The following is a 24,453-nucleotide window of genomic DNA, read 5'->3' as shown; positions in this document are numbered from 1 at the left end:
TGGCGCCGCTCAGGGACGCGGCCCGACCACCGTCGCACCCCCGTCGACGATGGTGATGGCCAGGGCCGGGCAGGAGTCCGCCACGTCCAGCACCCGTTCCTCCTCCGGAACCTCCCCGCTCAGCGGACGCGCCCGCTCGTCGTCAAGGACGAACAGATCGGGCGCGATCCCGGCGCACATGCCGGACGCCATGCACCGGCCGCCGTCGACCTCGGCCTTCCAGGTCATCGGGGTCACCACCCCACCGGCATGACCCGCGGCCCCCGAACCAGCATCTGGTCCTTCCACACCACGTCCCCGGCCAGGTGCAGGTTCGGGAAGCGGCCGATGAGCGCGCCGAGGGCCTCCTGCAACTCCAGGCGGGCCAGCGGCGCGCCCAGGCAGTGGTGCACCCCGTGGCCGAAGCCCAGGTGCTGGGTGGCGGGGCGGGCGACGTTCAGCCTGCCCGGCTCGTCGAAGCGCAGCGCGTCGCGGTTGGCCGAGCCGACGGCCACCAGGACGGGCTCCCCGGACCGCACCAGGGTGCCGCCCACCTCGATGTCCTCGGTGGCGTAGCGGGCCTGGGAGGCGCCGACGCCGAGCGGAACGAACCGCATCAGCTCCTCGACGGAGCCCTTGATCAGCTCGGGCTCCTCACGTAACCGGCGCAGCTCGTCGGGGTGGTCGAGCAGCACCATCACGAAGTTGGGGATCTGGGTGGCCGTGGTCTCGTGCCCGGCGACGAGGATGCCGACGCACAGGTCGACGAGTTCCAGCTCGGAGAGCCGGTCGCCCTGGTCCCGCGCCTCGATCAGGGAGGTCATGATGTCGTCGCGCGGGGTTTCCCGGTGTTCCTGCACCAACCGGGCCATGTACGCGCGCAGTTCCTCGCGGTTGCGCTCCCACTCCGCCGCGGTCAGGGAGCTGGTGGACAGGGCGGCGTCGCTCCACACCCGGAACTTCGGCCGGTCCTCCTCCGGCACCCCGAGCAACCGGCAGATGACGGCGACCGGGATGGGCAGGGCGTAGCGATCGACCAGGTCGGCGGGCGGCCCGGCGGCCTCCAGCTCGTCCAGCAGCGATTGCGTCAACTCCCTGACGTACGGCCGGAGTTTCTCCACCTGGTGGACGGTGAACGCCTTGGCCACGAGGGTGCGCAGCCGGGTGTGGTCGGGCGGGTCCATGCTCAGGATGCCGCCGTCCATCTGCCCCTCGCCCTGCCGCGGCGTATCCCGGTTCAGGGCCTCCGCGCGGCTGAAACGCCGGTCGCCGAGGACCAGCCGGGCGTCGGCGTACCGCGTGGCCAGCCAGGCGGGTTCGCCGTACCGCAGGCGCACCCGGAGCAGTCCGGGACGGTGGCGCGCTTCCTCATAGGCCGCGGAAAGATCCAGGCCCTCGGGGTCGTTGAAGGGATAGGCGATGGGTGTCGTCTCCGCTGTGGTCATCGTGACCTCCCTGGCGTAAGCACGTGCTTACGAAGCTAGGCCGGTCCCCTTGATACGGTCAACGGCGCCTCTCGGCCGGTGTTCTGACGCTCCGACGGAGCGGCGGGCGGCAAGCGGTGGGGCGGTCGGCCGACGACAGGAGTGGATGATGGGTGGAACCACACCGGAAGCACCTCGGCGGGACGCGCAGGGCACACGGCGGATGCTGCTGGAGGCGGCGTCGGCGCTGTTCGCCGAGCGGGGATACGAACGGGCCACCGTACGCGACATCGCTGAGCGCGCCGGGGTGAACCAGGCGCTGCTGTTCCGCTACTTCGGTTCGAAGAAGGCCCTGTTCGGGGAGGTGGTGGCGCACGATGGCCAGGAACAGCTGCACACCACCCCGCCGAGAGAGCTGTTCGAGACCGCGCTGCGCGGCATGCTCGGACACGGCGACCGGACCCGCGAGGACCGTGCGCTGGCCACCTTGCTGCGCTCGGTGGGCAGCGGCGACGAAATCGGTACCGCGGTGCGCGACATGGGCGACGACTACGCCCGGGTGCTGGCCTCCCTGAGCAGTGCCGAGGACCGCGGACTCCGTGCCGACCTGGCGCTTTCGTGGATGCTGGGCATCGGGCTGATGCGGGTGGTCGTGGGCAAGGAATCGCTCGCCGAGGCCGATCCGGACGAGGTGTGCGCCCTGGTCACCGGTGCGCTCGCCACGTTGCTGGAGGATCTGCCGGTCACGCGCTTCGGCGATCCGCACACCACGCACTCCGCCGACTTGGCACGGTAGGACCATGACGAGCATTGATCCGGACACCCCGGAGACGAACGACCGGCCGCGCCGGGTTCCCGCGGCCCAGGCCATGCGTGGCGCGGCCCAGCAGCTCGGCGAGTTGCTGGGCACCGCGCCGGAGTCCGTCTCCGCGTTGCAGCCGACACAGGACGGATGGCTGGCCGATGTGGAGGTGGTGGAGCTGGTACGGGTGCCGGACACCATGACCATCCTGGCCTCGTACCGGGTGACCCTCGACACGCAGGGCATGCTCCTGGGCTACGAAAGGCTGCGCCGTTACGCACGCGGCCAGCTCGACCGCGGCCGCTGACCACCCTTTTCCCGCTGATCCCGTCCTCCCGCGCCCCGCGCCCCGCGCCGCCGAGTCCCGGTGGCGCGGGGCGCTCGTCGTTGTGCGGCACACGTGTTTCCCGCGGATCAAGAGTGAACACGGGTGCGGTCCCGCTCGTACAAGCACACGGGCAGACCGAGCGAGCGAGAGGACGACCACACGTGACCGTCATGACGCAGACCGGCGGAGTACCAGCCACCACCTCGACCGGTTCAGGAACCGGCAGCCTCTTCGACATCCTCGAACTCATTCTGGACCGCGGCCTCGTCATCGATGTCTTCATCCGGGTGTCCCTCGTGGGCATCGAGATCCTGAAGATCGACATACGGATCGTGATCGCCAGCGTGGACACGTATCTGCGCTTCGCGGAGGCGTGCAACCGCCTCGACCTGGAATCCGGCCGCAAGGCCCCGGACAAGCTGAGCGACATCGTCGGCAACATCGTCGAGGGCGGCGCCCGGGGCAAGACCGAGGGCGCGCTGAGCGGCGCCATCGATGCCATCGGCAATGTGTTCGGCGGCGACGATGACGAGGACAAGTGACCATGCATCTCTACCTCTACGCGATCACCCGCTCCGACCATCCGCTGCGGCTGGACGGGCTGCGCGCGGTGGGCGGCGTGTCCGGCGTGCCGCGCGCGGTGACCAGCGGCCCGCTGACGGGCGTGGTGAGCCCGGCGCCGGAGACCCTGCGCCCCAAGCGCCGCGACCTGGCCGCCCATCAGGAGGTGCAGGGGCGGCTGATGGCGGACGGGGCGGTGCTGCCGATGCGGTTCGGGCTGCTCGCCCCCGACGAGGTCGCGGTGAAGTCGGCGCTGGACGCCAAGCGCGCCGAGTACGTGCGCGGGCTCGATGAGCTGGATGCCACCGCGGAGTTCAACCTGAAGGCGGCGCGCTCCCAGGACGACCTGCTGCGGGAGGTGCTGACCGAGTCCGACGACGCGCGGCGCCTCAACGAGCGCACCCGCGACGGCCGGGGTTCGTACGAGGACCGGGTGGCGCTCGGCGAACTGGTCGCCCGTCAGGTGGGGGTACGGCAGCAGAGACTCGCCGAGCAGGTCGTCGGACGGCTGGCCGGGATGGCCCGCCACAAGGTGGTGTCCTCCCCGGCCGGTGACGACTTCCTCAACGCCTCGTTCCTGGTGGAGCGGGGGCGCGCCGAGGAGTTCTCCCGGGCCGCGCGGCAGTTGGCGCAGGGCTACGGGGACGGCTACGACTTCCGGCTGCGCGGGCCGTTGCCCCCGTACAGCTTCGTGGCCTGAGGACGGGGGCGCCGTGGGACTGCTGACCGGGCTCCTCACCTTTCCGCTCGCGCCGGTGCGCACGACCGTCTGGGTCGCCGAGCAGGTGCTCGTGGCGGCCGAGCGCGAGTACTACGACCCGGCGCCGGTCCGGCGCGCCCTCACCGAACTGGAACAGGACCTGCTGGCCGGGCGGATCGACGAGGACGAGTACGACCGCCGCGAGAACGAGTTGCTGGACCGGCTGGACGAGCTGGAACGGCACGAGCAGAGACGAGCCCCGTGACGATGACAGAACCGGTAGCGGGCAGGCTGGGTTCGCCGCGCCTGCCCGCCTCGTACGACCAGCGGGACGCCCCGTCCCTCGCCGACATCCTGGAACGGGTGCTGGACAAGGGCGTGGTGATCGCGGGCGACATCCGGATCAACCTGCTCGACATCGAACTGCTCACCATCAAGCTCCGGCTGCTCGTCGCCTCCGTCGACAAGGCGAAGGAGATGGGCATCGACTGGTGGGAGCACGATCCGTCGCTGTCCTCGCGCGCACGGCCCCGAGCCGTGGAAAGCGGCGAGAACGGCGGGGGCGACGGGGCGGAACGGTCCCTCAGCGAGGAGAACGCACGGCTGCGCGCCGAGATCGCGGCGCTGCGGGCACAGCCCCCGGACAGGGGCGACAGGGGCGACAGGACTGACAGGGGCGATATGAGCGACAGGAGCGTGAACGGGTGACCGATATCGCACAGCACATGGTGTACGCCTACGCGGTGCTGCGCCCCACCCCCGAGGCGGCGCGGGCGGTCGCCGCGCTGCGCGGGGTGGCCGACGAGCAGGTGGGGCTCGTGGAGACCGGTGACCTTGCCGCGGCCGTGGGACCGGTTCCGGCCCGGGAGTTCGGGGAAGCGGCGCTCAAGGCGCGCCTGGAGGAGCTGCCCCGGCTCGAATCGCTGGCCCGGGGCCACCACGGGGTGGTGGCGGCGCTGGCCCCGCTGGGCGCCGTGCTGCCGCTGCGGCTGGCCACCGTGTACCGGGACGAGGACCGGGTGCGGCAGGTGCTCCAGGAGCGCCGGGACGAGTTCCTGCCGCTGCTGGAGCGGCTCACCGGGCGCGTCGAATGGGGCGTCAAGGTCTATACGGCCGCCGGTGGCGAGACGGCCGCGGCGGCGCCGGAGGACGACGCGGGGGGCTCCGGGCTCAGCCCCGGCCGGGCATATCTCGCCGCGCGCCGCAGACGGCGGCGCGGCGCCGAGGACGCCTGGCAGGCCGCGGTGCGGACGGCCGCGCGCATCGCCGACGAGGCCGGGGAGATCGCCGTGGAGCGGGTCGCCCACCGGCCGCAGCGCGGCGAGCTGGCCAGGGCGGGAGGCGGGGATGCCGGGGAGAACATCGCCAACGACGCGTATCTGGTGCCCGCCGACCGCGCCGAGGACTTCCGCGCCCGCGTCCTGGCCGCAGCCGAAGGCCAGGAGGGGGTGCGGGTCGAGGTGACCGGCCCGTGGGCGCCGTACTCCTTCGCCCTCCCGCCCGAGCCGGCCGCCCACCGGGAGTCCGCGTGAGCACCGCGCTGGACGAGGAGGACACCCGGGCGCTCGCGGGCCGCGAGGTCGCGTTGATCGACATCCTCGACCGGCTGCTCCGGGGCGGGGTCGTGCTGGCCGGGGACCTCGTGCTGTCCATCGCGGACGTCGATCTCGTACGGATCGACCTGCGCGCGGTCATCGCCCCCGTCGACGCCGAGCACCCGGCTCCCCCGCTGCCCTGACGGACGCCACTGCCCCGACCGGAAGGAACCCCGCCGCATGTCAGCCACTCCCGACCGCCCCACCCCCGCCCAGCGCCTGCGCACCGACCCGGACTCGGTGGAACGCGATCTGGCCAAGCTCGTGCTGACCGTGGTCGAGCTGCTGCGTCAGCTGATGGAGCGCCAGGCGCTGCACCGTGTCGACAAGGGCGATCTGACGGAGGAGCAGGAGGAGCGGATCGGGATGACGCTGATGATCCTCCAGCAGCGCATGGAGGAGATGTGCGACCGGCACGGTCTGCGCATGGAGGACCTCAACCTCGACCTCGGCCCGCTGGGGACCCTGCTGTCCCCGGCGGGCCAGGCGTAGGGAGCGTCGGCGGGCGACGCCTCATCCGCACCGCCTGCACCTCAAGGTGCTCTCGACCACCCTACGAGCCCGCACCGGCATCTTTTTCCCTGGAATCCAGTCACTCCATCACGGTGTGCCACTTTACCGTTTCTTGGGTTTCGGTAAATGTGCCCACGCCTCCACATAACCTGAACCGGAATCGGTGGAAGGTTACCGGATCGAAGGGAACACCATGCGGTACGGTCATGCCTTGCGAGAAGATATCGACTCTCCTCGCACCACACCACTCATCGGCATCTATGACATGTACTCGGCGTCGATCGCGGCCCGCCACTACAACGGCTTTTTCGTCTCCGGTTTCGGATTCGCCGCATCGTACTACGGGCTGCCGGACATCGGATTCATCGCATGGCCGGACATGGTGAACTTCGTGGAGCGGCTGCGGCTGGCGTTCCCCGGGCATCATCTGCTCGTGGACATCGACGACGGCTATGTGGACCCCGAGGTCGCCTGCCATGTGGTGCAGCGGCTGGAGCGCGGCGGCGCGTCCGGGGTGATCCTGGAGGACCAGAAGCGGCCGCGCCGGTGCGGACACGCGGACGGGAAGCTGGTGCTGCCGCTCGAGGAGTACCTGGAGAAGCTCAACCTGGTGCTGAGCAGCAGGAAGGACTTGCTCGTGGTGGCGCGCACGGACGCCACCGAGGAGGCGGAGATCATGCGGCGGGCCGCCGCGCTGGCGGAGACCGACGCGGACGTGGTGCTCGTCGACGGGGTGCGCAGCGTGGAGTGGATCCGCCGGATCCGTAAGGTCGTCGGCGACAAGCCGCTGCTGTTCAATCAGATCGCGGGCGGGAAATCGCCCCGGCTTTCGCTTTCCGAGCTGACGGATCTCGGCGTCGATATCGCGATCTACAGCACCCCGTGTCTTTTCGCCGCGCACGGGGCGATCGACGGTGCGCTGGTCGACCTGAAAATGGCGGACGGCCGCCTGCCGGACACCCGGGAGACCGGCTGCATCGGCGTGAAGGGGGCCACGGGACTGCTGGAGGGGAACATCAGCAGGCATCACGCCGATCACCATCCGGCCGCGGTATGACCCGCGGATTCCGTTCCGTATCGCCGACGCCTTTCCGGTCCGGCACCGGCCGTCATCGAAAGCCGAAAAAGAAAGCGGCTTTACCCGGGCATCCACCGGGGGAATCGTCCTCGCGGCCACCGCGGGCGTGCTCTGCGGCGGCCAGGCCGCCTGGGCCGCCGTACCTGCCGCCCCGCCGCACCTGCCGCACCTGCCGCATCGGGTCCGTGCCCGTGCGCACCTGACGAGGAGCCGGAGGAGTCCGCGCCGGTCACCGGGCCGCACGTCGGCCTGGCGGTCATCGACAACTCCTTCGCGGATTCCTGGCTGGAGATCGACCGCACCCTCGACACCCTGCTCCTCAGCGCGGGCACGGCAGGCAGCGATCACGAAAGCGAAAGCGGTGATTGACGTGAAGTCCCCGTCCTGGCCATGGCCGTGGTCATGGCCGGGCCGGTTGAGGAAGGCGGTCGACCCTTACGTCGCCGCCCTCCTCGGCACGGTCGCGCTCGCGGCGCTGCTGCCCGCCTCCGGACGGGCGGCCGGGGCGGTCGAGGGCGCCGCGGACATCGCCATCGGGCTGCTCTTCTTCCTGTACGGCGCCCGGCTGTCCACCCGGGAGGCGGTGCACGGCCTGCGGCAGTGGAAGCTTCACCTCCTGGTGGGGGCGAGCACCTTCGTCCTGTTCCCGCTGCTGGGGCTGGCCGTGGGCGGCCTGGCCCCGTTCCTGCTCACCGACCGGCTCTCCACCGGCGTTCTCTTCCTCTGCGTCGTCCCCTCGACCGTCCAGTCCTCCATCACCCTCACCTCCACGGCCCGGGGGAACGTCCCGGCCGCCATCTGCGCCGGTACGTACTCCAGCCTGGCCGGGATGGCCGTCACACCGCTGCTGGCGGCCTGGCTGATCGGTTCCAGGGTCGGCTTCTCGGCCGACGGTCTGCTGAGCATCGCCACCCAGCTGCTGCTGCCCTTCGCTGCCGGGCAGTGTCTGCGCCGCTGGATCGGGGAGTTCACCGTCCGTCACCGGCGGACGCTCGGCCTGCTGGACCGCGGGGCGATCCTGCTCGTCGTCTACACGGCGTTCAGCCGGGGGATGACGGAGGGCATCTGGCAGCAGATCACTCCGGTGCGGCTGCTCGCCCTGCTGGGCGTGGCCGCGACGCTGCTGGCGGTGGCCCTCGTCACGACGTCGTACGCCGCGCGGCGCCTCGGGTTCGGCCGGGAGGACCGGGTCGCCATCGTCTTCTGCGGCTCCAACAAGAGCCTCGCCACCGGGCTGCCCATGGCCGCGGTGCTGTTCGGGGACTCGGCGGGTCCGGTGATCCTTCCGCTGATGCTCTACCACCAGCTCCAATTGATGGTGTGTACAGTCATCTCGACCCGATGGGCCCGCCCCTCCTCCGGGTCAACGCCCCTGACCAGCGCACATACCGCGACCCCCCTAAAGGTCCGCCTTTCAACCTCTTGGTATCGTGGTTTTTAGCGGTGTCACCCACCGCGAAGCACGACCAGTGAGGAAGCAGTACCCATGAAGAGCGATCTCACCGAAGCGGAGGCGTCCGACCCTGCCTCTTCCGCAGGCGCGGCGACCCGGTGGAACCCGACCGATCACACCTGGGAGACCACCTCGCGGGGGCGCGCCATCCTCAGCGACCCCCGCCTCAACCGGGGCACCGCGTTCACCGAGCCCGAGCGGGACGCCCTCGGGCTGACCGGCCTGATCCCGGCCCAGGTCATGACCCTGGAGCAGCAGGCCACCCGCGCCTACGCCCAGTACCGGGCCAAGGCCACCGACCTGGACAAGAACGTGTACCTGCGGTCCCTCCAGGACCGCAACGAGGTGCTGTTCTACTACCTGCTCGGCGAGCACCTCAGCGAGATGCTGCCGATCGTGTACACCCCCACCGTCGGCACCGCGATCCAGCGCTACAGCCACGAGTACCGCCGCTCCCGCGGTGTCTACCTCTCGGTGGACGCCCCGCAGGACATCGAGCGTTCGCTGCGCGCCAGCGGCCTGGGCCCGGAGGACGTGGACCTGCTCGTCGCCACCGACGGCGAGGCCATCCTCGGCATCGGCGACTGGGGCGTGGGCGGCATGGACATCTGCATCGGCAAGCTCGCCGTGTACACCGCCGCCGCCGGAATCGACCCCGCGCGTGCCCTGCCGGTCGTGCTGGACGCGGGCACCAACCGCCAGGAACTCCTCGACGACCCGCTCTACCTGGGCAACCGTCATCCGCGGGTGGACCGCGAGACGTACGACGCCTTCATCGCCGAGTACATCGCCGCCGTCGGCCGCGTCTTCCCCGACGCGCTGCTGCACTGGGAGGACTTCGGGTCCGGCAACGCCCGGCGCATCATCGACACCTACGGCGACCGGGCGCTCACCTTCAACGACGACATCCAGGGCACCGGCGCGGTCAACCTGGCCGCCGTGCTGTCCGGCGCCCGCGTCACCGGTACGCCGCTGCGCGACCACCGCATCGTCATCTTCGGCGCGGGCTCGGCCGGGCTCGGCATCGCCGACCAGCTGCGCGACGCCCTCATCGCCGACGGGCTCGACCCGCAGGAGGCGTCCGACCGGTTCTGGTGCGTCGACCGGTACGGCCTGATCACCGATGACGCCGAGGGGCTCGACCACCACCGGCGGCGGTACGCCCGGCGGGCGGCCGACGTCGCCGACTGGCACCGGGACGAGCAGGTCGGCGGCATCGCGCTCGCCGAGGTGGTCCGCCGCGCCCGGCCGACCATCCTCATCGGCACCTCGGGCCAGGGCGGCGCCTTCACCGAGGAGATCGTGCGGGAGATGGCCGCCCACACCGAGCGGCCCGTCATCCTCCCGATGTCCAACCCGACCCCGCTGGCCGAGGCCAAGCCCGAGGACCTGGTCCGGTGGACCGGCGGACGGGCCCTGATCGCCACCGGAAGTCCCTTCCCGCCCGTGCCCCATGACGGGGTCACCCATGTCATCGGGCAGGCCAACAACGCCCTGGTGTTCCCCGGTCTCGGCCTCGGCGCGATCGTCGCGCGCGCCACCCGGATCACCGACGGCATGCTGCTCGCCGCCGCCGAGCAGATCGCCGAGATGATCGACTCCGGCACCCCCGGCGCCCCGATCCTCCCGCTGGTCGACCAGTTGCGCGAGACCTCCGCCGCGGTCGCCGCGGCCGTCGCCCGCGCCGCCGCGCACGACGGGGTGGCCCGTACGCCCATCGCGGACGACCAGCTCGACCGCACGGTCCGCGAGGCCATGTGGAGCCCGGTCTACCGCCCGATCCAGCCGGTCTGACGACGCGTACTCACCGGCTGAATTGGGGACTGGACCATGTCTTTTTCACACATCTTCACCATCGTCGTGCCCGTGTTCCTCGTCATCGCCCTGGGCTACGGGGCCGGGCGGGGCACGTCGTTCGACGGTCAGCGCGCGGACGCGCTCCGGGTGCTCACCATGGAGTTCGCCCTCCCGGCGTCCCTCTTCCTGGGCATCGCGAACACCCCGCGCCACATCCTGCTGAGCCAGGGCCCCCTGGTGGGGATGCTGGCCCTCGGGCTGCTCGGCCTGTTCGGGCTGATCCTGCTGGGCCTGCGCCTCTTCGGGCGGCTGCCGCTGCCGCAGGCGTCCATCCTGGCGCTCGCCTCCGTCCAGCCGCAGTACGCCTTCATGGGCGTCACGATCCTGGGCAATCTGTTCGGCGGGGCCAAGGCCGCGATCCCGATCGCCATCGCGGGCATCCTCGTCAACGTCATCCTCGACCCCCTCGTGCTGATCCTGCTCAACCTCGGCCGCCCGCACGCCGCGGAAGCCACCGCGGCGGCGTCCGCGCCCTCCCGCGTCCTGGTGTCCACGGGCGGCGGGCCGGCCGCGGCCGAGGAGGAGCGGGACGGCGGCACCGGGGCCGCGGCAGCCAGGCCCGTACCCACCTGGGTGAAGGTCCTCCGGCCGCTGCGCAAGCCGTTCGCCTGGGCCCCGCTGCTCGGGCTGGTCATCGCGCTGGCCGGGGTGCGTCCGCCCGAGATGATCGAGAGCTCGCTGTCGCTGGTGGGCCAGGCCGCCTCGGGTGTGGCACTGCTGTCGGTGGGCGTCACCCTCGCCCGCGTCGGCATGCCCCAGCTGAGCCCGGGGGCCATCGCCATCGCGCTGACCAGCGTGGTCGTGCTGCCGCTCAGCACGTACGCCATCGGCCTGGTGCTGACCGGTCACGAGGTCGCCGCGGAGACGGCCCTGATCCTGGCGTTCCCCGTCTCCCCGGTGCCGATGATGCTCGCGTCACAGCACGTCAAGAGCGAGGAGCACCGCATCGCCTCCTCGGTGATCATCAGCATCGTGCTGTCGTTCGCCTCGCTGCCGCTGATCATCAACCTGACCAGCTAGGGCCTGTTGTGAAAGTGCTGGTCACAGCCACTCGTTGATGGCTGCGACCAGCACTGTCGCTTCGTAGCGGACGGCGAGTTTGTCGTACCGAGTGGCAACGGCCCGGTGCCGCTTGAGCCGGTTGATCCCGCACTCGACCGCGTGCCGTTGCTTGTAGTCGTCCTTGTCGAACTTCGGCGGCCGCCCGCCACGCGATCCACGCTTGAGGCGGTTGCGGACTCGGTCCGCCGGAACCGCAATGGTGGCTTTGATCCCGCGTCTGCGCAGGTAGGAGCGATTGCCGCGGGAATCGTACGCCTTGTCGGCCCGCACCCGGTCCGGGCGCTTGCGCGGCCTGCCGAGCCCCAGCCTCGGAACCCGGATGGCTTCCAGGACCGCTTCGAACTGCGGGGAGTCGCCCCGCTGCCCGGCCGTGATCACGAGGGACAAGGGCTTCTGCCCCTGCTCGACTGCAAGGTGGATTTTGCTGGTCAGTCCGCCGCGGGAGCGTCCGAGGCCGTGGTCGGCCGGCTCGACGAAGATCCCGCCGGGCGGTTCCTTCTGGAGGTCCCCTTTTTCGCCGCTCCCGCGGCGTGCTGATGAGCCCGGCAGACGGTGGAGTCGACGTTGACCTCCCAGGTGATCAGGCCCTTCGCGTCCGCCTCGGCCTGGAGCTGGGTGAGGATCCTTGCCCAGGTGCCGTCCCGCTGCCAGCGCCGGAACAGGTCATAGACCCGGTCCCACGGCCCATAACGTTCGGGCACGTCCCGCCAGGGAGCACCGGTCCGGGTCCGCCACCGTATGCCGTCTATCAGCTGCCTCCGCGTCCACACCTGCGGCCGCCCCGGCTTGATGCCCGTCGGCAGCAGAGGCTCAAGCCGGGCCCACTGGCCGTTCGTCAGATCCCCACGTCCCACAGGAAGTGATCATCAACGAACAAGATCCACTTTCGCAACAGACCCTAGTGGGCGCGGCCCCCGGCCCGCCGGTGCGCACTCAGGTCGCGTACCGGCGGGCCGGGACACACGGGCCGGGACACAACGGCCGCCGTGCTACAAAGAGGGACATGTCACCAGCGCAGGGATGGCTCCGTTGAGCGCGATCAGCATCGGCCAGGCCGTGGTCCTCGGCGTCGTCGAGGGGGTGACCGAGTTCCTGCCCGTCTCCTCCACCGGCCACCTCAAGATCACCGAGGGGCTGATGGACATCCCGGTGGACGACAAGGCCGTCGTCGCCTTCACCGCGGTCATCCAGGTCGGCGCCATCGCCGCGGTGCTGCTCTACTTCTTCAAGGACATCGTCCGCTTCGCCCGCGCCTGGGGCCGCGGCATCGTCAACCGGGAGCTGCGCGAGCGGCACGACTACAAGTTCGCCTGGTGGGTCATCTACGCCACCCTCCCCGTGGTGGCCGTCGGCCTCGCCGCCAAGCCCCTGATCGAGGGGCCGCTGGCGTCCCTGTGGGTGGTGGCCGGGTCGCTGATCGTGGGCAGCGGGCTGATGTGGGCGGCCGACCGGACGGGCCGTCACAAGCGCGGCGAGGACGACACGTCCCTCAAGGACGCGATGCTGGTCGGCGGCTCGCAGATCCTCGCGCTGCTCTTCCCCGGCTTCTCCCGCTCCGGGGCGACGATGTCCACCGGGCTGATCCTGGATCTGGACCGGCTGGCCGCCACCCGGCTGTCGTTCTTCCTCGGCCTGCCCGCCCTCACGGGTGCGGGTGTGTACGAGCTGAAGGACGCGCTCGGCGGTGGTGTGGCGGCGGCGCCGCTGGCCGTGGGCACGGTCGTGTCGTTCGTCGTGGCGTACGCGTCGATCGCCTGGCTGCTCAAGTTCGTCGCCAAGCACTCCTTCAACGCCTTCGTGATCTACCGCATCGCCGTGGGCGTCCTGCTGTTCGGCCTGCTGGGTACGCACGTGCTCAGCGCCTGAGTGTGCGCGAGGCCCCGGGCGGTCGCCCGGGGCCGTTCGCATGCGACAGGGGTTGGGCTACTTCAGGCCGATGGTCGCGCCGGGGCCCAGCGGCAGGTCGAATCCGTAGAAGATCCCCAGGATCGCCAGCCACACCGCCATGAACGGCACGACGAAGATGGCGAGCCGGGAGATGAGGGTGCCGAGCCGGGCTTCCGGTTCGTACTGGCGGACCATCGCGAGGATGAGGAAGAGGTACGGGTTCATCGGCGTGATGACCCCGGTGGCGGAGTCGCCGATGCGGAACGCGGCCTGACTGAGCGCCGGGCTCATGCCCATCAGCATGAACGCCGGCAGGAAGACGGGGGCGACCAGGGACCACAGGGCGGACCCGGAGAGGATGAAGAGGTTGAGGAGCGAGGCCAGCAGGACGAACGCGATGATCGCCCAGAAGCCCGTCACCCCCAGGGCCTTGAACAGCGCGGCGGCCTTCACCGCCAGCAGCACCCCCACATTGGACCAGGTGAACAGCGCGATGACCTGGGCGGCGAAGAACATCATGACGAGGTAGCCGGACATGTTCTTCATCGAGTCGGTCATGGCCGTGACCACGTCCTCCGCACCGCTGAGCTTCCTGACCGTGAACCCGTAGGTGATCCCGGCGAGCAGGAACGCGAAGAAGAGCACCGGGACGATGCCGTCCAGCACGGGCGAGGGCACGAAGGCCCCGCCCTTGCCGCGCAGCGGGGCCCCGGGCGGCAGCCAGAGCGCGAGGACCACGGCCAGGTACCCGGTGACGACGAGACAGGTGGCCACCAGGCCGCGGCGCTGGACCGGGGTGAGGGTCAGGTCCTCCTGCCCGGACTCACCGTCGGCCGGCTCGTAGGTGCCCTCGTACGGGCCGAGGCGCGGCTCCAGGACGCGGCTAATGAGGAATCCGCCGAGCAGCGCGAGCACGATGCTGCTGGAGGCGGTGAAGAAGTAGTTGATGAGCAGGTGGATGTGGAGCCCGTCGGCGGCGGGCAGCACCGCGGCCGCCTGCTGGGTGATCCCGACGTACAGGGCGTCGAGGGAGCCGATGGTGAACCCGGCCGCGTAGCCCGCGGTGACGCAGGCGAAGCCGCCGATGAGACCCGCCACGGGGTGGCGTCCGGCGCTCCTGAAGACCATGGCGGCCAGCGGCGGGAGCACGATGGCTCCGACGTCGCTCATCATGTGCGCCTGGCTGGCGATGAGCGCCACCGCGTACGGGAGGGCGGCGCGCGGCATGCGGGCCAGGGTGGCCCGCATCACCGTCTCCAGCAGGCCGGTCTTCTCCGCGAGCCCGACCACCATGATCAGAACCACGACGGCGCCGATGGGCGGGAACGTGGCGAAGTTGGGGATCAGGTTCTCCAGCAGCCAGCGCAGCCCGGTGCCGGTGAGCAGTCCCTCGATGTTCTTGGTGTCGTCGGTGCCGGGGACCTTCACCGAGACGCCCGTGGCGGCGAGCGCGGTGGAGACGACGGCCAGCAGCGCGAAGAGCCCGGCGAACAGGACGACGGGGTTGGGCAGGGCGTTCCCCGCCCGCTCGATGAGGGAGAGCACCCGGTCGAGCCCGCGGGGCTTGCCGTTATCCGGGGACTTGCCGTTCTGGGCGGGGATTCCGGTCAGCGATGCCATCAGGGGCGCGCTCCTTTCGAGGCTGCTGGGAGCAGGAGGTCCTTCTTGACCGCGCCGTCCTGGACGACGCACAGGATGTTGGCGGGGTCGCCGAGGAGACCGATGTCGGTGAGCGGGTCGCCGTCGCACAGGATCAGGTCGGCGGTGCGGTCGGCGGTCAGGGTGCCGAGCCGGTCGTCCACGCCGAGGAGTTCGGCGGCGGTGCGGGTGCCGGCGACGATGGCGGCCATGGGGTCCATGCCGAGGTCCACCAGGTAGCTCAGCTCCATCAGGTTCTGGCCGTGCGGGCAGACGGCGGCGTCCGTGCCGAGCGCGATGCGGGCGCCCTGCTCGATGGCGCGGGCGATGTTCTCCTTGGTGATGCCGGACCAGCGGGTCTTCTTCTCGTAGTGGAAGGGCGCCATGGTGTCCTTGTCGATGCCCGCGTACACGGTGGAGAGGGTCGGTACGACGAAGGTGCCGCGCTCCCCCGCCATCTCCAGGGCCTGGTCGTTCAGGCCGTAGCCGTGCTCGATGCTGGTGACGCCGCCGCGGATGGCGTTGAGGATGCCCTCGGTGCCCTGGGCGTGGGCGGCGACCGGCTTGCCACCGTGGCGACGGCACTCGTCCACCACGGCCCGGATCTCCTCCTCCAGCAGCCCCTCGTCCTCCGGCTGGTCGTAGGGGCTGCCCATGCCGCCGGTGGCGCAGATCTTGACCAGGTCGGCGCCCGCGCGGAGCACCTTGCGCACGGCGAGGCGGGATTCGTCCACGGTGTCGGCGATCTCGGACATCGCGCCGCCGCTGAGGTCGGTGCCGTCGGGGAGGCGGACGTCGGCGTGGCCGCCGGTGTGGCTGATGATCCGTACGGCGGTGTGCAGCCGGGGACCGGTGATCCGTCCGCTCTCCACCGCGATGCGGTAGCCCGCGGAGAGCCCGCCCAGGTCGCGGGCGCTGGTGATGCCCGCGTCCAGGGTCTGCCGCATGCGCGTGGCGGTGTCGAACGTGACCAGCACCGGGTCGAGTTCGCCGCGGCGGCCGGGCGGGGAGGCGTGGGCGTACGCGAAGTGGGTGTGGCAGTCGAAGAAGCCGGGGAGGACGGTGCGGCCACCGGCGTCGATGACGCGGGTCCCGGCCGTGTCGCCGCCGGACGCGGGAGGCCCAGGGGGTGCAGTCGCAGCGGGTCCCGCGTAGGTGAGGGTGCCCTCGGCGTCGCTGATCACGACGGCGTCGGTCACGGGGGACGCCCCGGTGCCGTCGATGAGGGTCGCGTTCTCGATGCGCAACGCGGTCCGGACGGTTTCGGGGGCCAGCTGATCCTTCATGGACCGGATTCACTCCTCGCGTGCGGTAAACAGGTAGGCAGCAGTGTTGGGCCGACGTGTTTTCCGCGTGCTACGGTGCAGCATTCCATCGAGAATCGGCCACGACGCGCAGGAATCAGCCGCCCATGGACACGCAGTTTTCCGCCGCGCAACCACAGGGCGAACTGGATGAACTGGACCGGGCCATGGTGCACGCCCTCCAGATCCACCCCAGGGCCCCGTGGACGCTGGTCGGCGACGTCCTCGGGGTGAACCCGGTGACGGCCGCGCGGCGCTGGCACCGGCTTGAGGACGCGGGCCTGGCCTGGGTGACCGCCTATCCGCGGCTGTCCGACGCGCGCCTCGTGGTGACCGCCGTGGTGGAGATCGACACCGAGCCCGGGGTCGGCGAGGAGGTGGCCGAGGCCCTGGCCGCCGACCCGGCGGTGGCGAACGTCAAGCTCACGGCGGGCAGCCGGGACCTGGTGGCCACCGTGCAGACCACGGGCCTCGACGAGCTGGCGCACCTCTCCACGGTGCTGTTCCGGGGGCGGCCGGGGGTGCGGGCGACCCGCACCCATGTGGCGACGGCCATGCCGACCGAGGGCAGCCGGTGGCGGCTGCGCAGCCTGGACGCGGCGCAGTGCGCCCGGCTGGAGGCGGCGGCCTGCCCCGCGCCCGAAGCGACCCGCGGCACCCCGGGCCGGGACGCGCTGGACGCGCGGCTGCTGGAATTGCTGAACACCGACGGCCGGATGTCCATACGGGACCTGGCGGCGGGCGCCGACGCGGGTACCACCACGGTGCGGCGCAGGCTCGGGGTCCTGCTGGCCTCCCGGGTCAGCGTGCGCTGCGATCTGGCCCGGCCGCTGTCCGGCTGGCCGTTGTCCGCGGTGTACTTCGCGTCCGTACCGGCGCGGTATCTGCGGGAGAGCACCCGGGTGCTGGCCGGGATGCGGGAGGTGCGGTCGTGCTCGATCACGGCCGGTCCGCACAACGTGGTGATCGACGTCTGGTTGCGCGCGATGAGCGATGTGCACGGCTTCGAGGCGCATGTGGCGCGGCAGGTGCCCCATCTGACCATCGACGACCGCTCGGTGGTGCTGCGCACGGTGAAGCACATGGGACGGCTGCTGGACCGGGACGGGCGCTGTGTGGGCGTCGTCCCGCTGCGCCAGCCGCAGGGAGCGCACGGCGTGGCGAGCGACGAGAGCTGAGCGTCGGGATTCGGTCAGCTCAGCGGGCGGGAAGCGCCCGGCGCCTATCCATCTGTCATATGCCTACGTAGGACAATCGCATGATGCGTCTCCCCCGCGGTAACCCAGAAGAGCCTGTTCTCGCTACGTCCGTCCCGGTGCGGCGATGATCCGGCGCGGTCGCGGCACCGGCGGTGCGGCGACCGCATAGGCCGCGGGCTCTTGCGTACGGACGACCGCACCGCGGCGCGAACGGGCTGGTCCGGATGGGTGCGCCCGGCGGCGCGCACCGCACCGGCCGCTCCCCCGCCGCGTTGCCGCCGGGGTCCATGGGGCCACGGAGGTACCAAAGGGCCGCGGAGCGTACTACACGGCGTACGCGGTTTCGGCCCATCGACAGATTTCACCCCCATCCGCTGAACCGTGCGTAACCTCTCCGTCACTGGCGAGCCCTCGGGTGCGCCACGGGCAACGCAGGAGGGGAGACCGCATGCCCGGAATCGACGAATGCCTGCTCGACGCCATGACGGTGAACGGCGCGCGCGGCGCCGCCGTGATCGAGTGGACCAGCGGGCTCGCGCTCGGCATGGTCGGCGAGACACGCGACGGCGACCCCGAGGCCACCGCGGCGGAGACGGCCGAATTGGCGCGCATGGCCGCCGAGCAGTCCGCGTTCGCGGCGCTCGAACCGCGCGGTGACGGCCACTGCGACGGCTCGGCCCCCGGGGAAGGCGACGGCTCGGCCCCCGGGGAGGCTCCGGTGGAGGACGTCATCGTCACCACCCGCACCTGCTACCACTTGCTGCGCTTCGTCGACACCGCCTTCGACAGCGGTGTCTTCTTCTACCTGTGGCTCGACCGCCGCGAGGGGAACCTGGCACTCGCCCGGATGCGGCTGCGCGATCTGTCGCAGCGGCTGGCCCTCTGATGAGACCCGGCCCCGCGCCCCGCCTCACCGAGCTGGCCGCCGAGCGGGCCAGCGGCGCGCTGCTGTGCGACGCGGGCACCGTCTATCTCGCGGACGGGCAGGTCGTGCACGCGGAGAGCCCGCTGTCCCCGGGCCTGGACGTGCTGCTCACCACCGGCGGACGGCTCACCGCCGACAGCTGGCGGGAGGCGTTCGACCGCACCGCCACCGCCGGGCTGGTCGGCCGGTTCCTCGTGGACAGCGGGCGGCTGACCGGCGCGGAGCTGGAGATCTGCCACCTGGGCGCGCTGTTCGACGCGGCCTGGTTCGCGCTCGGGCCGGGCAGCGGACCGCGCGGCTTCCAGCGGGGCGCGGCGCACTGGCTCGGCCCGGTGCGCCCGGTGGGCGCGGTCGCCGTCGAGCGGGAGATCCGGCGGCGCGGCAAGCTGCTCGACAGCGTGTGGCCGTATCCGCGGGTGGACACCGAACCCGTGGTGCTGCGCCGCCCGGACGGACACCTCCCGCCGGTCACCCGCCGCCAGCGCGCGGTGCTGGCGCACGCCGACGGGATGCGCACCCCCGCCGGGATCGCCCGGGCGCTGGGCCGCCCCGCCTTCCACACGCTGCTCGACGTGCGGCGGCTGGCGGCCGCCGGTTACGTCGAGACGCCCCGATCACCCCGCACCCCCCTGCCGTCGGCCCCGGTACCCGGCCCGGCCGCGGCCGACTTCGCCGAACCCGACGCCCCCCTGCTGCGTCGGCTCCGTGACGCCTTGGAGGCACACCTGTGATTCCCCCGACCGCCCCCGCCGCCTCGGGCGTCCCGTCGTGAGACGCGCCCTGCGGCAGCGCACGGACCCGCGGCAGCGCATGGATCCGCGGCGGCGCCCGCCCGACCCGCGACAGCGTGCGGAGAGGAGAGAGCTGTTGGCCGCCGAACCCGAAGTCCTGGACGAGTTGCGCCGATTGCGGGCCCGCGTCGTTCATGTGACCGGCGCCCTGGTCGCCACCAGCGACGGTCTCGTACTGGCCCACGACACGGCCACCATCGAGCCCGAGGGCGTCGCCGCGCTGACCGCCGCCGCCCTCGGGGTGACGCAGTCGCTGGCCGACGCCACGGGCCGGGGCGCCTTCCGCGAACTGCTGGTCCGCGGCGAGGAGGGCTATGTCGCCACGTACGCCGCGGGCCCCGCGGCCGTCCTGACCGTGCTGGCCGGGGGGCGCACCAACGTGGGCCGTCTCCATATGGAAGCCCGCCGGTCGGGCGCCCGCGTCGCCGAGCTGGTGGGCGACGCGCTCGGCAAGGCCGAGCAGAGCTGAAGCCGCACACCACCCGGGCACACCACCCGGACACACCATCCATCGAAAGGAACTGCCAGATCATGGCGAACACCCAGACCGCGCTCAAAGAGGCGATGACGTCCATCGAGGGCACCCTCGGCGTCGCGCTGGTCGACTACTCCAGCGGCATGGCCCTGGGCACCCTGGGCGGGGGCAAGGAACTCGACCTGACGGTGGCGGCCGCGGGCAACACCGATGTGGTCCGCGCCAAGGTGCGCACCATGGAACAGCTCGGCATCAAGGACTCCATCGAGGACATACTGATCACCCTCGGCAGCCAGTACCACCTGATCCGGCTGCTGAAGGGCCGGAACAGCCAGGGGCTGTTCCTCTATCTGGCGCTGGACAAGAACCGGGCCAACCTGGCGATGGCCCGCCACCAGTTGCGCCGGATCGAGAACGACTTGGAGGTCTGATCCTCCGCAGCGGTCGCGGGGCGACAGGCAGGCGGCGGCAGCCCCGTCGCCCCGCACCGAGATCCAGGGACGGACGGCTTGCCCGAGTACCGGGACTACGCGTTCCACTGGCGGGTGCTGGTGCCCAGGCCCGTCCCCTGGCCGCTGCTCGCCATTCCCGGTTACGGGGTGGCCGTGGGCGCCGTCTCCGCGGTGGCCTAGGTCCTCATCGCCTGACAACCGCCGCGCTCAGCGCCCCTCGTGGCGCGCCTTGCGCCGGGCCTCCTCCTCGTTGAACAGCTCGGCCAATTTGCGGGTGTGCGCGTCGAGTTCGAGTTCGTCGTCCTCGTCGTCTTCCTCGTCGTCGATGAGCAGGCCCTGTTCGCGGAGCTGCTGGTCGTGCAGCTTCACCGGCGGCTGCGGATCCCAGTCGGAGGGCCGGGGCCCCTCGGGCCCGTCCGGCCCGATCCGCACCAGGCGCTCGACGCGCGCGATCCTGAACAGCCGCCCCTGCACCTCCAGTTCATCGCCCCGCTCGGCGTCCAGACGGTCCGCCGCGGCCATGTACGGGACGCGCTCCGCGGGTTCGAGACCGAGCTTCCACGGGATGAGGACGCGCATCTCCAGTGCCAGGGTGTCCCGGGCGCCCTGGGGCGTGGTCGACGTCCCCGTACAGTCGGACCGCCACTCCCCGGCGGCCCTCTCGACCGTCATGAACGTCGGCGGCAGCAGCACGCCTCCCGGGTGGGTGTCCGCCGCCCGCAGGCAGTCGTCGCGCACCTCCTGGGGGACGCTGCCCCGCTTGGGCAGCATCGACAGCAGTTCGAGCTTCAGGATGCCGTCGGACACACCGGTGGCGGTCACCGGATCGATGACGAACCCCGAGGTGGGGTCGGGCGCCCTGTGGGCCTCCCCCGGGGGCGCCGGATCGAGGTCGGTGATCCGCGGCGGCTCGGGCCCCTGGGGGCCGGAGCGGAGGAAGCGCTCGGCCCGGACCACCCGGAACCGGCTGCCCTGGACCGTCATCTCGTCGATGACCTCCCAGTCCATCCGCTCCGCGGCGGCCATGCACTCCTCGAGGCCCGCCCGGTCACCGGCGGCCTCCGCCTCCTGTGCCATCTTGCGGAACTGACAGCCCATGCCCTCACGGGCGTCCTGCGGCGCCAGCCCCGAGAACGGCGACACCAGCTCCCAGCCGCCGTGTTCACGCTCCCGCACCACCCCGAACACCGGCCCGCCGGCCGAGAGGATTTCCGGATACACCTCCCGCGACCGCCATGCCTCCACATCCGCCACCGCCGCCACCGGCGCCTCCGGCGCGGCCACCCGGACCGTCCGATAGGCGGGGACGTTCTCGCCCTCTTCCGTCATGGGGCCAGCATGAGCACATACAAGCCGCTTGCGCGATAGATCGGCTGAAAGTCCATCCGTCCGTGGGATGGGCCCTTGAGCCGCCCTCAACAACAAGGTCACGCACGCTTATTGACCCGCCGTCCGGTGCCAACCTAGCCTCCATCTCCATACATAGACCAAGTACACATATGTGGAGCCGGGGGTCGCATGCCTCTTGTCATCGTCGGGATCAGCGTTCTGAGCCTGCTGTTCCTCATGACGAAGCTGAAGCTCAACGGCTTCATCGCGCTGCTCCTGGTGGCGGTCGGCGTCGCGCTGGTGCAGGGGGTGTCGCTGGAGAAGATCCCGGACGTCCTCGCGGGCGGCATCGGGGACCAGATCGGCGACACGATGATCGTCATCGGGCTGGGGGCCATGGTCGGCCGGGTCATGGGCGACTGCGGCGCCGCCCAGCGGATCGCGGGCAAGCTGGTCGACACCTTCGGGCTGCGCTGGGTGCAGGTGGCCATGGTGGTGACCGCGATGCTGATCGGCGTGACGATGTTCTACGAGGTGGCCTTCGTCATCATCGTGCCCATCGCGTTCACCATCGTCCGCGTCACCCGGGCGAACCTGCTGTGGGTCGGGCTGCCGATGTCCATCGCCCTGTCGACCATGCACAGCTTCCTGCCGCCGCACCCCGGACCCACCGCGGTGGCCGCGTCGTTCGACGCGTCGGTCGGACTGACCCTGTTCTACGGACTCTTCTTCGCCGTGCCGTTCGGTGCGCTGATCGCCCTGGTGTGGCCGCGGCTTCCGTTCGTCCGGCGGATGAACCCCGAGATCCCCCAGGGCCTGGTCACCGAGCGCACCTTCGGCGAGGAGGAGATGCCCGGGATGGGCTGGTCGCTGTCGGTGGCGCTCTTCCCGGTGGTCCTGATCGCCGGGGCGGCGGTGTACGACATGGCCGTGCCCGACTCCGACGCGGCCCTGCCCTTCGTCACCTTCATCGGCTCGGCGCCGATCGCCCTGCTGCTCACCCTGCTGCTGGCCCTGTGGGCGTTCGGCCCGCGGATCGGGCGGGGGCTCGCGGAGGTCAGCAAGTCGTGCAACTCGGCGGCCCAGGCGATGGCGATGATCCTGCTGGTGATCGGGGCGGGCGGCGCCTTCAAGGGCGTCCTGGTGGAGGGCGGGATATCCGACTACATCAAGAACCTCACGGACGACTGGCCGGTGTCCCCGATCTTCCTGGCGTGGTTCATCGCGGTCATCCTCCGGGTGGCGCTCGGCTCGGCCACGGTCGCCGTCGTCACGGCCGCCGGGGTGGTGCAGCCGCTGATCGCCGGCAGCGGGGTCCACCCCGAACTCATGGTGCTCGCGGTGTCCTGCGGCTCCATCGCCTTCTCGCACGTCAACGACCCGGGGTTCTGGATGTTCAAGGAGTACTTCAACCTCTCCGTCATCGACGCCATCAAGGCGCGCACCACGTACACCACGGTGCTCGCGGTACTCGGCCTCGGCGGTGTGCTGGCGGTCGAGGCGAGCCTGGACGCCCTCGGCCTGTAGCGGCTCCTCGTAGCGGCTCCCGCAGGCACCGCAGGCCACATCGGGTCAGCCCGGTTTGTACCGATTACGCTCGAATGTAAATGTCTGTGTGAACGCCTGGTGGAAGGGAGCGCATCCGTGCCCGTCACCTCATCCGGGCCGTCCCCGGTCTCCTTGCCCCGCCACCGAAGCTGCCCGTTCGACCCGCCCGGTGCGTACGGGGCGCTCCGGGAGCGGCGGAAGGCCGCCCGGCTGGCCTTTCCGGACGGAAAGGCGGGCTGGCTGCTCACCGGCTACGAGGACGTGCGCGAGCTGCTCGCGGACGACCGGTTCAGCGCGGACCGGATCCGGGCGTCGTCGCCTGTCCGGGCGTTTCCGGTCCGGGAGGACGATCCGCGCCGTCTTGGCTCGTTCATCGGCATGGACCCTCCCGAGCACACCCGGTACCGGCGGCTGCTCTCCCGGTGGTTCACGGTGCGGCGGACACGGGAGCTGCTGCCGCGCATCGAGGGGATCGTCGCGGATCATCTGGACGCGATGGAGCGCGCCGGACCGCCCGCCGATCTGGTGCGGGCGTTCGCCCAGCCCATCCCGTCCCTGGTGATCTGCGAGCTGCTGGGGGTGCCGTACGCCGACCGGGCCGACTTCCAGGCGTGGTCGGCCACCCTGTTCCGGATCGACGAGGACGAGGAGACGATCTTCGCGGCCCGGGACGCGGTGTGGGACTACATGCGGGATCTGGTGGCGGCCAAGCGGCGCCGCCCGGACGAGGCGCTGCTGTCGCGGCTGGTCCAGGACACGAAGGGCGCGGACGAGACGGACGCGGCGGCGTTCTCCGACGCGGAGCTGACCGGCGTGGGGCTGCTGCTGCTCATCGCCGGGCATGAGACGACGGCGAACATGCTGGCCCTGGGCACCTTCGCCCTGCTGTGCCACCCCGAGCAGGCCCGGCTGGTGCGCGAGCGGCCCGAGCGGGCCGACGACGCGGTCGAGGAGCTGCTGCGCTATCTGACCATCGTCCAGTTCGGCACGGTCCGGGTCGCCCGGGAGGACGTGGAGATCGCCGGGGTGCGGGTGCGGGCCGGGGAGACCGTGGTCGCTTCGATCGCCGCGGCCAACCGGGACCCCGCCCGGTTCCCGGCCCCCGACGACCTGGACATCACCCGCGACGCCACCGAGCACATCGCCTTCGGCCACGGCATCCACCAGTGCCTGGGCCAGCATCTGGCCCGGATGGAGATGCGGACCGGCTACCCGGCGCTGCTCCGGCGGTTTCCCACCCTGCGGCTGGCGGTGCCGCGCGAGGAGGTGCCGCTGCGCGACGACATGCTCGTCTACGGAGTCCACCGGCTCCCCGTCACCTGGGAAGAGTGAGCGTGATGCGCGTCGAGGTGGACCGCGACCGGTGCCGGGGCGCCGGTCTGTGCACCCTGCGCGCACCGGAACTGTTCGACCAGGCCGAGGACGACGGCATGGTGATCGTCCTGGACGACCGCCCTCCGCCCGCGCTGCACGAGAAGGCCCGGCTGGCCGCGCGGCTCTGCCCGAACGGCGTCATCCGCCTCGTGTGCGACGGGCCGGACGAGGGCTAGGCG

Annotated in this window: 29 protein-coding genes; 23 read left to right on the top strand and 6 right to left on the bottom strand. The window is 71.3% G+C overall.

The genetic code is table 11. The features are described from left to right. Nucleotides 1-9: 9 nt before the first annotated feature. The gene (locus tag HYQ63_RS39740; RefSeq protein ID WP_179938700.1) at nucleotides 10-228 is read right to left on the bottom strand and encodes a ferredoxin; all 219 of its coding nucleotides are present in this window, start codon (nucleotides 226-228) and stop codon (nucleotides 10-12) included. A gap of 5 nt (nucleotides 229-233) precedes the next feature. After that, on the bottom strand, nucleotides 234-1,424 hold the full coding sequence (locus tag HYQ63_RS39735; protein ID WP_179938698.1) for a cytochrome P450: 1,191 nt from the start codon (nucleotides 1,422-1,424) through the stop codon (nucleotides 234-236). Nucleotides 1,425-1,572: 148 nt separating this feature from the next. On the opposite strand from HYQ63_RS39735, the gene HYQ63_RS39730 reads away from it, so the two are divergent. The 13 genes from HYQ63_RS39730 (at nucleotide 1,573) to HYQ63_RS39670 (ending at nucleotide 11,310) form a co-directional block, all read left to right on the top strand. Continuing rightward, nucleotides 1,573-2,199, top strand: coding sequence for a TetR/AcrR family transcriptional regulator (locus HYQ63_RS39730; protein WP_179938696.1), 627 nt, complete (start codon nucleotides 1,573-1,575; stop codon nucleotides 2,197-2,199). Between the two features lie 4 nt (nucleotides 2,200-2,203). Further along, complete coding sequence (locus tag HYQ63_RS39725) at nucleotides 2,204-2,512, top strand: gas vesicle protein (RefSeq protein WP_179938694.1); 309 nt, start codon at nucleotides 2,204-2,206, stop codon at nucleotides 2,510-2,512. 182 nt (nucleotides 2,513-2,694) lie between these two features. Next, the gene (gene gvpJ / locus HYQ63_RS39720; protein ID WP_123108207.1) at nucleotides 2,695-3,075 is read left to right on the top strand and encodes a gas vesicle protein GvpJ; all 381 of its coding nucleotides are present in this window, start codon (nucleotides 2,695-2,697) and stop codon (nucleotides 3,073-3,075) included. Nucleotides 3,076-3,077: 2 nt separating this feature from the next. Beyond that, nucleotides 3,078-3,794, top strand: coding sequence for a GvpL/GvpF family gas vesicle protein (locus tag HYQ63_RS39715; protein WP_179938691.1), 717 nt, complete (start codon nucleotides 3,078-3,080; stop codon nucleotides 3,792-3,794). 13 nt (nucleotides 3,795-3,807) lie between these two features. Continuing rightward, nucleotides 3,808-4,059, top strand: a complete 252-nt coding sequence (locus tag HYQ63_RS39710) for a gas vesicle protein GvpG (protein ID WP_179938689.1) — start codon at nucleotides 3,808-3,810, stop codon at nucleotides 4,057-4,059. 2 nt (nucleotides 4,060-4,061) lie between these two features. Next, nucleotides 4,062-4,502 carry a gas vesicle protein GvpJ gene (gvpJ, locus tag HYQ63_RS39705; protein WP_179938686.1) on the top strand — a complete coding sequence of 147 codons (441 nt, stop codon included), beginning with the start codon at nucleotides 4,062-4,064 and terminating at the stop codon, nucleotides 4,500-4,502. Continuing rightward, nucleotides 4,499-5,326 (top strand): GvpL/GvpF family gas vesicle protein, encoded by an 828-nt coding sequence (locus HYQ63_RS39700; protein WP_257232460.1) that lies wholly within the window; start codon nucleotides 4,499-4,501, stop codon nucleotides 5,324-5,326. Before gvpJ (HYQ63_RS39705) ends, HYQ63_RS39700 begins: the two co-directional genes overlap by 4 nt. Further along, nucleotides 5,323-5,532: a gas vesicle protein gene (locus HYQ63_RS39695; RefSeq protein WP_179938683.1), complete on the top strand. Its 210-nt coding sequence runs from the start codon at nucleotides 5,323-5,325 to the stop codon at nucleotides 5,530-5,532. Before HYQ63_RS39700 ends, HYQ63_RS39695 begins: the two co-directional genes overlap by 4 nt. 37 nt (nucleotides 5,533-5,569) lie before the next feature. Continuing rightward, complete coding sequence (locus HYQ63_RS39690) at nucleotides 5,570-5,881, top strand: gas vesicle protein K (protein WP_179938680.1); 312 nt, start codon at nucleotides 5,570-5,572, stop codon at nucleotides 5,879-5,881. Nucleotides 5,882-6,095: 214 nt separating this feature from the next. Then, a complete protein-coding gene (locus HYQ63_RS39685) occupies nucleotides 6,096-6,959 on the top strand; it encodes an oxaloacetate decarboxylase (RefSeq protein WP_179938677.1) in 864 nt (287 codons plus the stop codon). 391 nt (nucleotides 6,960-7,350) lie between these two features. Then, nucleotides 7,351-8,421 carry a bile acid:sodium symporter family protein gene (locus HYQ63_RS39680; RefSeq protein ID WP_257232459.1) on the top strand — a complete coding sequence of 357 codons (1,071 nt, stop codon included), beginning with the start codon at nucleotides 7,351-7,353 and terminating at the stop codon, nucleotides 8,419-8,421. A gap of 45 nt (nucleotides 8,422-8,466) precedes the next feature. Continuing rightward, on the top strand, nucleotides 8,467-10,227 hold the full coding sequence (locus HYQ63_RS39675) for an NAD-dependent malic enzyme (protein WP_179938673.1): 1,761 nt from the start codon (nucleotides 8,467-8,469) through the stop codon (nucleotides 10,225-10,227). 36 nt (nucleotides 10,228-10,263) lie between these two features. After that, nucleotides 10,264-11,310 carry an AEC family transporter gene (locus HYQ63_RS39670; protein ID WP_179938672.1) on the top strand — a complete coding sequence of 349 codons (1,047 nt, stop codon included), beginning with the start codon at nucleotides 10,264-10,266 and terminating at the stop codon, nucleotides 11,308-11,310. Nucleotides 11,311-11,331: 21 nt separating this feature from the next. Here the strand turns inward: HYQ63_RS39670 and HYQ63_RS39665 are convergent. Next, nucleotides 11,332-12,206, bottom strand: a protein-coding gene (locus HYQ63_RS39665; RefSeq protein ID WP_373689008.1) for an IS5 family transposase whose coding sequence is annotated in 2 segments (ribosomal slippage) — nucleotides 11,332-11,813 and nucleotides 11,813-12,206 — 876 coding nt in all. Because the reading frame shifts where the segments join, the coding sequence is not laid out codon by codon here. Nucleotides 12,207-12,381: 175 nt separating this feature from the next. On the opposite strand from HYQ63_RS39665, the gene HYQ63_RS39660 reads away from it, so the two are divergent. After that, nucleotides 12,382-13,218 carry an undecaprenyl-diphosphate phosphatase gene (locus tag HYQ63_RS39660; RefSeq protein ID WP_179938671.1) on the top strand — a complete coding sequence of 279 codons (837 nt, stop codon included), beginning with the start codon at nucleotides 12,382-12,384 and terminating at the stop codon, nucleotides 13,216-13,218. 57 nt (nucleotides 13,219-13,275) lie between these two features. On the opposite strand, the gene HYQ63_RS39655 is transcribed toward HYQ63_RS39660, so the two are convergent. Together HYQ63_RS39655 and HYQ63_RS39650 are read right to left on the bottom strand one after the other, a co-directional pair. Beyond that, nucleotides 13,276-14,859, bottom strand: a complete 1,584-nt coding sequence (locus HYQ63_RS39655) for an AbgT family transporter (RefSeq protein WP_179938670.1) — start codon at nucleotides 14,857-14,859, stop codon at nucleotides 13,276-13,278. After that, the gene (locus HYQ63_RS39650; RefSeq protein ID WP_179938668.1) at nucleotides 14,859-16,163 is read right to left on the bottom strand and encodes an amidohydrolase family protein; all 1,305 of its coding nucleotides are present in this window, start codon (nucleotides 16,161-16,163) and stop codon (nucleotides 14,859-14,861) included. The genes HYQ63_RS39655 and HYQ63_RS39650 overlap by 1 nt, the downstream gene beginning before the upstream one ends. 125 nt (nucleotides 16,164-16,288) lie before the next feature. On the opposite strand from HYQ63_RS39650, the gene HYQ63_RS39645 reads away from it, so the two are divergent. The 6 genes from HYQ63_RS39645 to HYQ63_RS45330 all read left to right on the top strand — a co-directional run bounded on the left by HYQ63_RS39645 (nucleotide 16,289) and on the right by HYQ63_RS45330 (nucleotide 20,203). After that, nucleotides 16,289-17,359 carry an Lrp/AsnC family transcriptional regulator gene (locus HYQ63_RS39645; protein ID WP_257232458.1) on the top strand — a complete coding sequence of 357 codons (1,071 nt, stop codon included), beginning with the start codon at nucleotides 16,289-16,291 and terminating at the stop codon, nucleotides 17,357-17,359. A 469-nt stretch (nucleotides 17,360-17,828) separates the two neighbouring features. Beyond that, a complete protein-coding gene (locus tag HYQ63_RS39640) occupies nucleotides 17,829-18,266 on the top strand; it encodes a hypothetical protein (protein WP_179938664.1) in 438 nt (145 codons plus the stop codon). Next, a complete protein-coding gene (locus tag HYQ63_RS39635) occupies nucleotides 18,266-19,036 on the top strand; it encodes a transcriptional regulator (protein ID WP_179938662.1) in 771 nt (256 codons plus the stop codon). Before HYQ63_RS39640 ends, HYQ63_RS39635 begins: the two co-directional genes overlap by 1 nt. A 79-nt stretch (nucleotides 19,037-19,115) precedes the next feature. Next, entirely contained in the window at nucleotides 19,116-19,565 is a 450-nt protein-coding gene (locus HYQ63_RS39630; RefSeq protein WP_179941004.1) for a roadblock/LC7 domain-containing protein, read from the top strand. A gap of 62 nt (nucleotides 19,566-19,627) precedes the next feature. Further along, nucleotides 19,628-20,002: a hypothetical protein gene (locus HYQ63_RS39625; protein WP_179938660.1), complete on the top strand. Its 375-nt coding sequence runs from the start codon at nucleotides 19,628-19,630 to the stop codon at nucleotides 20,000-20,002. A 78-nt stretch (nucleotides 20,003-20,080) separates the two neighbouring features. Continuing rightward, nucleotides 20,081-20,203 (top strand): hypothetical protein, encoded by a 123-nt coding sequence (locus HYQ63_RS45330; RefSeq protein ID WP_257232457.1) that lies wholly within the window; start codon nucleotides 20,081-20,083, stop codon nucleotides 20,201-20,203. Nucleotides 20,204-20,230: 27 nt separating this feature from the next. On the opposite strand, the gene HYQ63_RS39620 is transcribed toward HYQ63_RS45330, so the two are convergent. Next, nucleotides 20,231-21,352, bottom strand: coding sequence for a DUF5954 family protein (locus HYQ63_RS39620; protein ID WP_179938658.1), 1,122 nt, complete (start codon nucleotides 21,350-21,352; stop codon nucleotides 20,231-20,233). A gap of 189 nt (nucleotides 21,353-21,541) precedes the next feature. On the opposite strand from HYQ63_RS39620, the gene HYQ63_RS39615 reads away from it, so the two are divergent. From HYQ63_RS39615 to HYQ63_RS39605, 3 genes are all read left to right on the top strand, one after another. Beyond that, a complete protein-coding gene (locus HYQ63_RS39615; RefSeq protein WP_179938656.1) occupies nucleotides 21,542-22,879 on the top strand; it encodes a gluconate:H+ symporter in 1,338 nt (445 codons plus the stop codon). Nucleotides 22,880-22,996: 117 nt separating this feature from the next. Further along, nucleotides 22,997-24,232 carry a cytochrome P450 gene (locus HYQ63_RS39610; RefSeq protein WP_179938654.1) on the top strand — a complete coding sequence of 412 codons (1,236 nt, stop codon included), beginning with the start codon at nucleotides 22,997-22,999 and terminating at the stop codon, nucleotides 24,230-24,232. 5 nt (nucleotides 24,233-24,237) lie between these two features. After that, a complete protein-coding gene (locus HYQ63_RS39605) occupies nucleotides 24,238-24,450 on the top strand; it encodes a ferredoxin (RefSeq protein WP_179938652.1) in 213 nt (70 codons plus the stop codon). Nucleotides 24,451-24,453: the final 3 nt, after the last annotated feature.

The sequence above is a fragment of the Streptomyces sp. Rer75 genome (genome assembly GCF_013414305.1).
Lineage (GTDB): Bacteria > Actinomycetota > Actinomycetes > Streptomycetales > Streptomycetaceae > Streptomyces > Streptomyces himastatinicus.
The sequence above is the reverse complement of the archived record's forward strand: the minus strand, read 5'-3'. Positions and strand labels throughout refer to the sequence as shown.

What these genes read in the sequence shown, in the direction of transcription:
- HYQ63_RS39740 (WP_179938700.1), bottom strand. Translation starts at nt 228, where the DNA reads ATGACCTGGAAGGCCGAGGTCGACGGCGGCCGGTGCATGGCGTCCGGC.
- HYQ63_RS39735 (WP_179938698.1), bottom strand. Translation starts at nt 1,424, where the DNA reads ATGACCACAGCGGAGACGACACCCATCGCCTATCCCTTCAACGACCCC.
- HYQ63_RS39730 (WP_179938696.1), top strand. Translation starts at nt 1,573, where the DNA reads ATGGGTGGAACCACACCGGAAGCACCTCGGCGGGACGCGCAGGGCACA.
- HYQ63_RS39725 (WP_179938694.1), top strand. Translation starts at nt 2,204, where the DNA reads ATGACGAGCATTGATCCGGACACCCCGGAGACGAACGACCGGCCGCGC.
- HYQ63_RS39715 (WP_179938691.1), top strand. Translation starts at nt 3,078, where the DNA reads ATGCATCTCTACCTCTACGCGATCACCCGCTCCGACCATCCGCTGCGG.
- gvpJ (WP_179938686.1), top strand. Translation starts at nt 4,062, where the DNA reads ATGACAGAACCGGTAGCGGGCAGGCTGGGTTCGCCGCGCCTGCCCGCC.
- HYQ63_RS39690 (WP_179938680.1), top strand. Translation starts at nt 5,570, where the DNA reads ATGTCAGCCACTCCCGACCGCCCCACCCCCGCCCAGCGCCTGCGCACC.
- HYQ63_RS39685 (WP_179938677.1), top strand. Translation starts at nt 6,096, where the DNA reads ATGCGGTACGGTCATGCCTTGCGAGAAGATATCGACTCTCCTCGCACC.
- HYQ63_RS39675 (WP_179938673.1), top strand. Translation starts at nt 8,467, where the DNA reads ATGAAGAGCGATCTCACCGAAGCGGAGGCGTCCGACCCTGCCTCTTCC.
- HYQ63_RS39670 (WP_179938672.1), top strand. Translation starts at nt 10,264, where the DNA reads ATGTCTTTTTCACACATCTTCACCATCGTCGTGCCCGTGTTCCTCGTC.
- HYQ63_RS39655 (WP_179938670.1), bottom strand. Translation starts at nt 14,859, where the DNA reads ATGGCATCGCTGACCGGAATCCCCGCCCAGAACGGCAAGTCCCCGGAT.
- HYQ63_RS39650 (WP_179938668.1), bottom strand. Translation starts at nt 16,163, where the DNA reads ATGAAGGATCAGCTGGCCCCCGAAACCGTCCGGACCGCGTTGCGCATC.
- HYQ63_RS39645 (WP_257232458.1), top strand. Translation starts at nt 16,289, where the DNA reads ATGGACACGCAGTTTTCCGCCGCGCAACCACAGGGCGAACTGGATGAA.
- HYQ63_RS39640 (WP_179938664.1), top strand. Translation starts at nt 17,829, where the DNA reads ATGCCCGGAATCGACGAATGCCTGCTCGACGCCATGACGGTGAACGGC.
- HYQ63_RS39635 (WP_179938662.1), top strand. Translation starts at nt 18,266, where the DNA reads ATGAGACCCGGCCCCGCGCCCCGCCTCACCGAGCTGGCCGCCGAGCGG.
- HYQ63_RS39630 (WP_179941004.1), top strand. Translation starts at nt 19,116, where the DNA reads ATGGATCCGCGGCGGCGCCCGCCCGACCCGCGACAGCGTGCGGAGAGG.
- HYQ63_RS39625 (WP_179938660.1), top strand. Translation starts at nt 19,628, where the DNA reads ATGGCGAACACCCAGACCGCGCTCAAAGAGGCGATGACGTCCATCGAG.
- HYQ63_RS39620 (WP_179938658.1), bottom strand. Translation starts at nt 21,352, where the DNA reads ATGACGGAAGAGGGCGAGAACGTCCCCGCCTATCGGACGGTCCGGGTG.
- HYQ63_RS39615 (WP_179938656.1), top strand. Translation starts at nt 21,542, where the DNA reads ATGCCTCTTGTCATCGTCGGGATCAGCGTTCTGAGCCTGCTGTTCCTC.
- HYQ63_RS39605 (WP_179938652.1), top strand. Translation starts at nt 24,238, where the DNA reads ATGCGCGTCGAGGTGGACCGCGACCGGTGCCGGGGCGCCGGTCTGTGC.